The sequence below is a fragment of the Chryseobacterium potabilaquae genome, from assembly GCF_902728265.1.
Classification (GTDB): domain Bacteria; phylum Bacteroidota; class Bacteroidia; order Flavobacteriales; family Weeksellaceae; genus Chryseobacterium; species Chryseobacterium potabilaquae.
Genome location: NZ_CACVBR010000070.1, coordinates 1 through 7,774, shown reverse-complemented (window position 1 = coordinate 7,774; position 7,774 = coordinate 1). Strand labels below are relative to the sequence as shown.

Here is a 7,774-nt window from a genome sequence, read left to right as displayed (position 1 = left end):
AAGGTTTAAAAAAAGTAGAACTGGAGTTCGGTTTACACGCTTTAGCACACAATTTAAGAAAGAAAGTTGCTTAAAGAGAGTAATTTTCATTTTTTCTGAGACATTAAAAAACTTTATAGCAAAAAAACCGCCTCAATTTTTGTTGTGAGACGGATTCTGATTAAAATAATTTCTGATCCTATCGTATGTTTTTTTTGATATGATTTTTTGTTCCGTAATATGCGGAGAATATTTCAAGATAATACAATAAATATATAAAAAGAGACTGCTTCTTTTGAAACAGTCTCTTATAAATTGATTAATAAATGAGAGTATTTAATAAGTTATAAATAACATCTTAAATTATAATGATAAACCTTTTTTATTTTATTAATCACAATTATTTTAAATATTCTAAAAACGTCAAATCAAATTTTATTGTGAAATACATCTAACGGAATATCCATTACCTGGTGTTCCTTGTGTTCCTGGGAGAACATTGTTAGCTGTCATCGATGTAACGGCTCCATTAACATCTGCTACTTGATACCATCCTCTAAATCCACGGTCTGATAAACTTCCTCCTGCTTGGAAACGGAATCCTGCTGTAGGGAATGTCAATTTTGATCCATTGCTACAAGTAAATTGTACTGCCGATCCAAAATTGGTATAATCTGCTGTATTTCCTGAGAATGTACCTATTGGAGTAGGGTTATTATTATCTCTTAATATAGTATAATCAGTTATACTAGGAACAATAAATCCATTAGGACATGGGTCTGAAGCTGTTTTTGCTCCTGCTTGCCAGCTACCACTTGGCCTGCCAAACATACTAAAGCCATTGTTAAATGCTTGATTTTGGTCTTGTGATTGTGATAATGTTGGCTGAGAATATCCCCATTGATATTTAGCACCATGGATTTGTGCAGAAGGAACATTAGGGTCTGCATTTTGATCTGCTCCTAAGTTACGTGTCATCCATGCTTTATTAGATCCACACATTACTACTGTATTAGGGTTAGTTGGGTTCACTGGTCCACTTCCGCCTTCTACAATTCGTATGAAAGTACAAGTTTGTCCCTGGAATGTAAATGTAAAGCTAGCTATTCCTGAAGATGAAGCAATTCCTTCGATTCTAAATACTAATTGTCCATTTTCTAGTTGTCCACCAAATAGAGTAGCTGTTAATCCTAGTACACCTGTAGATGCTACTGGTTGACCTTCTGGATAGCTTCCAGTACCTCCTCCGGTAAATGGAACAATAGTGGTATAAGCAGTTCCAAGAGCAGGGACGCCTTGTTTAAGGTTTCCACCTAAATTAACGGCTCCAGAACAGTTAAGTTGAACATTTGCTGGAGGTGTTACTGTACAAGGGCGTACAGGTTTCCATGTTCCTCCATTGATCGTGTTTGATGGGTTATCATAATACCAAAATCCACGGCATAAAGTACCTTCTGTAGATCCTACTCCGGCTACTCCGGAATTAGCAGTATTAAAAACAATAAAGCCATCATAAAAAGTAGGATAATTGTTACCAATTCCAAAAGGTCCTTGCGAAAAAGTAGCAAAGGCAGTTAAGTCGGTTCTTGGAAATAATAACCCTTTTCCTATATTAGTTGTCCCATTATAACTTGGGTTTGAAGAAGCATCAATAAATGCTGAGCTGTTAGCAGCTGATGATATAGCAGTACTATTGGATATTCTTATTTGGCCATAAAAATAGCTCCCTAATATTAAAGATGCCAATAAAGTTATCTTCTTTATGTTAATAGATGTATGTTTCATTTCTAAAAAATATGTAGTTTAATAAGTTTTTGTTTTACAGTTTTAGAATCCGGAAACCCAATCCCATGATCCATTACCAGTTCCTCCAAGATATACTAATATACCTGAGGCTCCAGCCGTAACTTGTGTAGTAGATGTATTTCTAGGAGCGGGAGAAATATCTATGTTATTTAACCCTGTATTGGAAACATAGATTTTTTTACCTACTGAAATTCCTGAAGTAGGAAGAGTTAAAGTATGTCCAGAAGTATCAATTTTTAAAGTAATATAATCATCTGTGGCGGATACTGTGTAATTTGTTGTAATTAATGGTGTTACATTAAAAGTTGTTGTAGCAATACCTCCTCCTGTAGCTTTCCATTTGGAAGTGGGATTGTCATAATAATAAAATCCGGTTCCTGTAATATTGGATGTTTTTCCAGAAGCTCCAGTTCCAGAGATTACAAATACCAATGTTCCATTTTGAGTAGCTCCGTAAGCAGCATCTTTAGCAGCTAGCTGAGCCACAGTGAAACGAGGAATTAAAACCCCATCCGGAGAGGTTGCGGATGAAGTTCCCACAACGTCTAGAGTAGATTGAGGCGTAGTGGTATTTATCCCCACTTGCCCAAAAGCAAAAGTACTTGAAACAATTGCGAGTGTAGTAATAAATTGCTTTTTCATTGTAAATTTTTAATTATTATTGAATTATAGTTTAATTGTTATTTAATTTAAATGGGAAGTAGTTATTTAATATATAAACACACATGCGTTCCTATATGATTTTCTCCTAATAAGAATAATCATATTGTCTTGGCTCTTTGAAATAAGAGGACTTTAACAATCTGTGTAATTATTTATATCCCTAGCTATCCTAGCAATAATCGTATTGATTTATAATCATATTATAGGTTGCCCTATCATAATGTAAGGGTATTCGCTGTAGGGAAAAAATAAATAGTATTGCCTCTGAATCTTATATTATAATAACGCGGAGACGTTGAAATAGAATCGATGAGTAGGTGCATAATATGCACTCATATTAAAAGTGATTTTTTTCATAAAATGTGTTTTTATATATTTTGATGTAGAAAACTATTCACTATTCATGTAAACAATTATTTACAAATAAATGATTTTTCTATGAGTTAACAAAATGTATGCCAAGTGTGTGATTTTAGTGAAATCTATATTATGAATTATATGATATATGTGGTCTCTGATTCAAAATAAGTGACTCTATCATTAAGTATTTCAATTATATCGATAATAAGAATTGCCAATTTGAAATTTTAAAAAGAAAAATTGCACGAATAGCGATTAATGGATTCTGTTATTCTCATAATTATTGAAATTTCTATATCTTTACTGTCATTGAAACGATTTTAGAAATTCTGAAATCGACTTTGTTGTTTATCCCTATATTATGCAATTAAAGAACATTAATGAAAAATTTCTTCCTAATTTGCTTCAGAATGAATTTGGAAAAGATATTTTTATTCAATTAGAAGATTATAACCATATTTCTGTAAAGGGAAATGCGGGCTCTTCGATTTCTATTTTTGTAGCAGAGCTTTTTTTGATACAAAAGAAAACAATTCTTTATCTTGTTGATGATAAAGAAACCGCATTATATGCTAATGCGGAAATGGAAGATTTGCTAGGAAAAGAAAATGTTTTATATTTTCCTGCTACTCATCTTGAACCTTATCAAGTCGAAAAAACCCAAAATGCGAATCTTGTTTTAAGAACGGAAGTTTTAAATAAAATAACGGAAAATAATAATCCGCGAGTGATTGTTGCCTATGCAGGGTCTTTGTCTGAGAAGGTATTAAAGAAAGAAGATTTCAAAGCAATGTCTCATCATATAAAAGTAGGAGATCAACTTGATTTTGATTTTGTGGATGAATTACTTCATCATTATAATTTTCAACAAACTGATTTTGTTTCAGAGCCCGGTGAATTTTCTGTAAGAGGGGGAATTGTGGATGTATTTTCGTATTCCAATGAAAAGCCATACCGGTTAACTTTTTTTGGAAATGAGGTGGAACGTATCAAGACTTTTGATATTGAAAGCCAACTCTCTTTGGAAAATGTAAATGATTTTCAGTTGGTGTCCAATATGAATTTTTCTGTTACGGGAAGTAAAGTCTCTTTGCTTCCATTACTGCCGGAAGGGAGTTTTGTGATTACCAAAAATGGGATAGTAGGATTACAAAAAATTAAAGCTTTTTATGAAAAATCATTAGAAAAATATGAAAATCTAAGTAAAAATTTAGCTCATAGAAGTCCCCAAGAACTATTTATTTCTGATGAGGAGTTTTTATTTGATTATAAAAAATATAAAACCATAGATTTTGGAAGTGTTTCTATAGAGGGGATTAAAAATAGGATTGATATTAAGTTAAATCAAACTGCACAACCTTCTTTTCACAAAAACTTTGAATTATTGATCGAAGATCTACGGGAAAAACAAAAAGAAGGATTTGCTACATGGATCTCTTTTTCAACAGAAAAACAGAAAGAAAGATTAGAATCAATTTTTGAAGAGCTCAACAATGAACTTCCTTTCAATAGTTTTAAGTCTGAGCTGCATGAAGGTTTTTTAGATAATGGCCATAAGCTTTTAGTATATACGGATCATCAAATTTTTGATCGCTATCAAAGATATAAAGCCAAGAATACATTTGCCAAATCAGAACAATTAACCTTAAAAGATCTCATGTCTTTAAAAATAGGTGATTATATTGCCCATATTGATCATGGAATTGGTAAATTTATGGGGTTGGTAAAAGTAAATAATGATGGAAAAATTCAGGAATGTTTTAAATTGACTTATAAAAATGGTGATTTACTGTATGTCAGTATTCATTCCTTGCATAAAATTTCTAAATATAATGGTCCCGAAGGAAGGGAAATTGTTCTGAGTAAATTAGGATCACCAACTTGGAAGTCGTTAAAACAGAAAACGAAGGCAAAAGTAAAACAAATTGCTTTTGATCTTATTAGACTATATGCACAAAGGAAAAATGCAAAAGGGTTTTCTTACTCTCCTGATTCTTATTTGCAGAATGAATTAGAGGCAAGTTTTATTTATGAGGATACACCGGATCAGGAAAAGGCAACCATTGATGTAAAAAAAGATATGGAAGCGGGGACAGTTATGGATCGGTTGGTTTGTGGGGATGTGGGTTTTGGTAAGACAGAAGTTGCTATTCGTGCAGCGTTTAAAGCTGCTACAGACGGAAAACAAGTTGCCGTTTTAGTGCCAACAACCATTTTAGCATTTCAACATTATAGAAGTTTTAAGGAAAGATTGAAGGAGTTTCCGGTCAATATTTCTTATATAAACCGTTTTAGAACTCCAAAGCAAAAATCTGACACGCTGGAAGATCTAAAGAATGGAAAAGTAGATATTATCATAGGAACTCATCAATTAGCAAATAGTAGCATTAAATTTAAAGATTTAGGATTATTGATTATTGACGAGGAGCATAAATTTGGGGTTTCTGTAAAAGATAAATTAAAAACATTAAAAAATAATGTAGATACTTTAACTTTAACTGCCACTCCTATTCCAAGAACTTTGCAGTTTTCATTGATGGCAGCGAGAGACTTATCTGTTATTAAAACACCGCCCCCTAATAGACAGCCTGTAGATACTCAATTGGTGGGTTTTAATGAAGAGGTCCTTCGTGATGCGATTTCCTATGAACTTCAACGTGATGGTCAAGTATATTTTATTAATAATAGAATTGAAAATCTCAAAGATATTGCTGGTCTTATTCAAAGATTGGTGCCTGATGCGAAAATAATTACCGGACATGGACAAATGGAAGGGAAGCAGTTGGAAAAAAATGTACTGGATTTTATGGAAGGTAAATATGATGTCCTTGTCTCCACCACTATTATTGAAAGTGGAGTGGATGTTCCCAATGCCAATACTATTTTTATTAATGATGCTCAAAAATTTGGTATGGCAGATTTACATCAGATGAGAGGAAGAGTAGGACGAAGTAATAGAAAAGCATTTTGTTATCTTATAACTCCTCCTTATGATATGATGACTTCGGATGCTAGAAAGCGTTTGGAAGCAATTGAGCAATTTTCTGATTTAGGGAGTGGATTTCAGATCGCAATGAAGGATTTGGAAATTCGTGGAGCGGGAGATCTTTTAGGAGCGGAACAAAGTGGATTTATTAATGAGATGGGCTTTGAAACGTATCAGAAACTTATGCAGGAAGCTCTAGAAGAATTAAAGGATGATGAAGATTTTGAAAACTTATTTGATAATGAAGAAGAAAGACAAAAACTATTTAAGTCAGTAAAAGATGTAAATATTGATACGGATCTGGAGCTGATGCTTCCTGACTTTTATATTTCTAATATTGAAGAAAGGTTATTACTCTATCAAAAAATTGCTGATATTAATAACGAAAAGGATTTACAAAATTTTGAATTTGAATTGGTTGATCGTTTCGGAGCCTTGCCCAAAGAAGCTGTAAATTTATTAAAAAGTGTATCTTTAAAATGGTTGGCAGCAGATATAGGTTTTGAAAAGATAGTGATGAAAAATAACATCTTTTTAGGATATTTTCCCGGGAATCCACAAGATAAGTTTTATCAAACTCAAAAGTTTAGAAATATCATTGATTATCTCACCCGAAATCCTTCCGAAGCTCAACTTAAAGAAAAAGTAAACAAGGACGGAAATCAATTGATGATGAGAAAAGATAAAATAAAAAATGTAGATGAGGTCAATATTTTGCTAAAATCAATATTGAATAATAATATATAAATGATAAGAAGGACTGTGTTTTGGTTGTATCTTTATGAATCAGAAGTAGTTAGTGTTTTTTTTATAATCCATACATTATGGGTTTATTCTATAGTAATATAAGGATTTTACAACGGACTTAGCTCGGAAAATATATTTATAAGTTTCTATGAAAAATTATTACCGCTCTTATTATAATATAAATAAAAATATAATTTTTATTCAAAAAAAAATTATATTTGTGAATAAATAAATAATCCTCGAAAAATGAAGCGAATTTTATATTTTATTCTATTATTTGTAAGCCTTATTTCTATAAATTCTTGTAAAGATTTATTGGACGAAGATGGTAATCCACTAGTTGATGTTAATAACAATACAGGGCTTATTGGTCCTCGTGCGCTTTACAGAGAAATTACGGATAATGGTATATTAGCAGAATATCATTATAGCGGTTTGCTTTTGACAAAAGTACTTACGGATAGTGCTTCTGTTACTGATATTATGTATAGTGGTGATAAAGTAAGTAGAATTGACTTCAATGGATTTTTAGATCTAGATGGTAATGGTAATTTAGATACCGACAGTATATCATTTAGCCAGTTGTTCACGTATAGCAGTAATGGGAAATTAGATATGATTACAGAAAATCGTTCTTTTTTTAGAAGGGGTGCCCCCATTCCTCCTGCAATACTTGGACCCCAGTTGCTATATAAAAAAACTAAAAGTAGTTATAACTTAAAGTATAATAGTTCAACAAATAAGCTGGATTCTATTATTATGAAAGAAGGACCTGTGGTTTCGGGTACGCAATCTCCCTTTACTAATTATTCGTTAACAAAATATCAATATGAAGGAGATAATATATCAGGTGTGGTAAGGCATTATGGACCGCTTAGTGGAGATACGCCTGGAGCTCCTATTATAAAATTAGGATATTCTTATACTGCTTATGATACACAGATCAGTCCTTATACATTACTGCCGTTTGAGTATAAGATTTCTTCTATTTTATCGACAGATGCGAATGATGAGAGAAGTTTAATGTTGTCGCCTAATAGTCCTAAGAAAGTCTCAGTTACAGATCTTACGCAGCCTATTCCTGCACCTATTAATTTTACAACAAATTATAGCTATGATCCACAAACTTATATGATAAGGGGTTTTGGAATCAATTATATATATAAACCGTTATAATAATATATCATTATAAAAAAACTAAAAACTCAATTCTTTAAAGAATTGAGTTTTTAG

Annotated in this window: 4 protein-coding genes; 2 read left to right on the top strand and 2 right to left on the bottom strand. The window is 32.1% G+C overall.

All coding sequences use genetic code 11. The annotated features are described in order from the left end of the window. Positions 1-414 precede the first annotated feature (414 nt). Both CHRY9293_RS17910 and CHRY9293_RS17905 read right to left on the bottom strand, forming a co-directional pair. Positions 415-1,764: a hypothetical protein gene (locus CHRY9293_RS17910; protein ID WP_162034226.1), complete on the bottom strand. Its 1,350-nt coding sequence runs from the start codon at positions 1,762-1,764 to the stop codon at positions 415-417. 42 nt (positions 1,765-1,806) lie between these two features. Beyond that, a complete protein-coding gene (locus tag CHRY9293_RS17905; protein ID WP_162034225.1) occupies positions 1,807-2,427 on the bottom strand; it encodes a hypothetical protein in 621 nt (206 codons plus the stop codon). A 742-nt stretch (positions 2,428-3,169) separates the two neighbouring features. Here CHRY9293_RS17905 and mfd point away from each other — a divergent pair. Next, positions 3,170-6,541 (top strand): transcription-repair coupling factor, encoded by a 3,372-nt coding sequence (mfd, locus tag CHRY9293_RS17900; protein ID WP_162034224.1) that lies wholly within the window; start codon positions 3,170-3,172, stop codon positions 6,539-6,541. Positions 6,542-6,787: 246 nt separating this feature from the next. Next, the gene (locus tag CHRY9293_RS17895) at positions 6,788-7,717 is read left to right on the top strand and encodes a hypothetical protein (protein WP_162034223.1); all 930 of its coding nucleotides are present in this window, start codon (positions 6,788-6,790) and stop codon (positions 7,715-7,717) included. Positions 7,718-7,774: the final 57 nt, after the last annotated feature.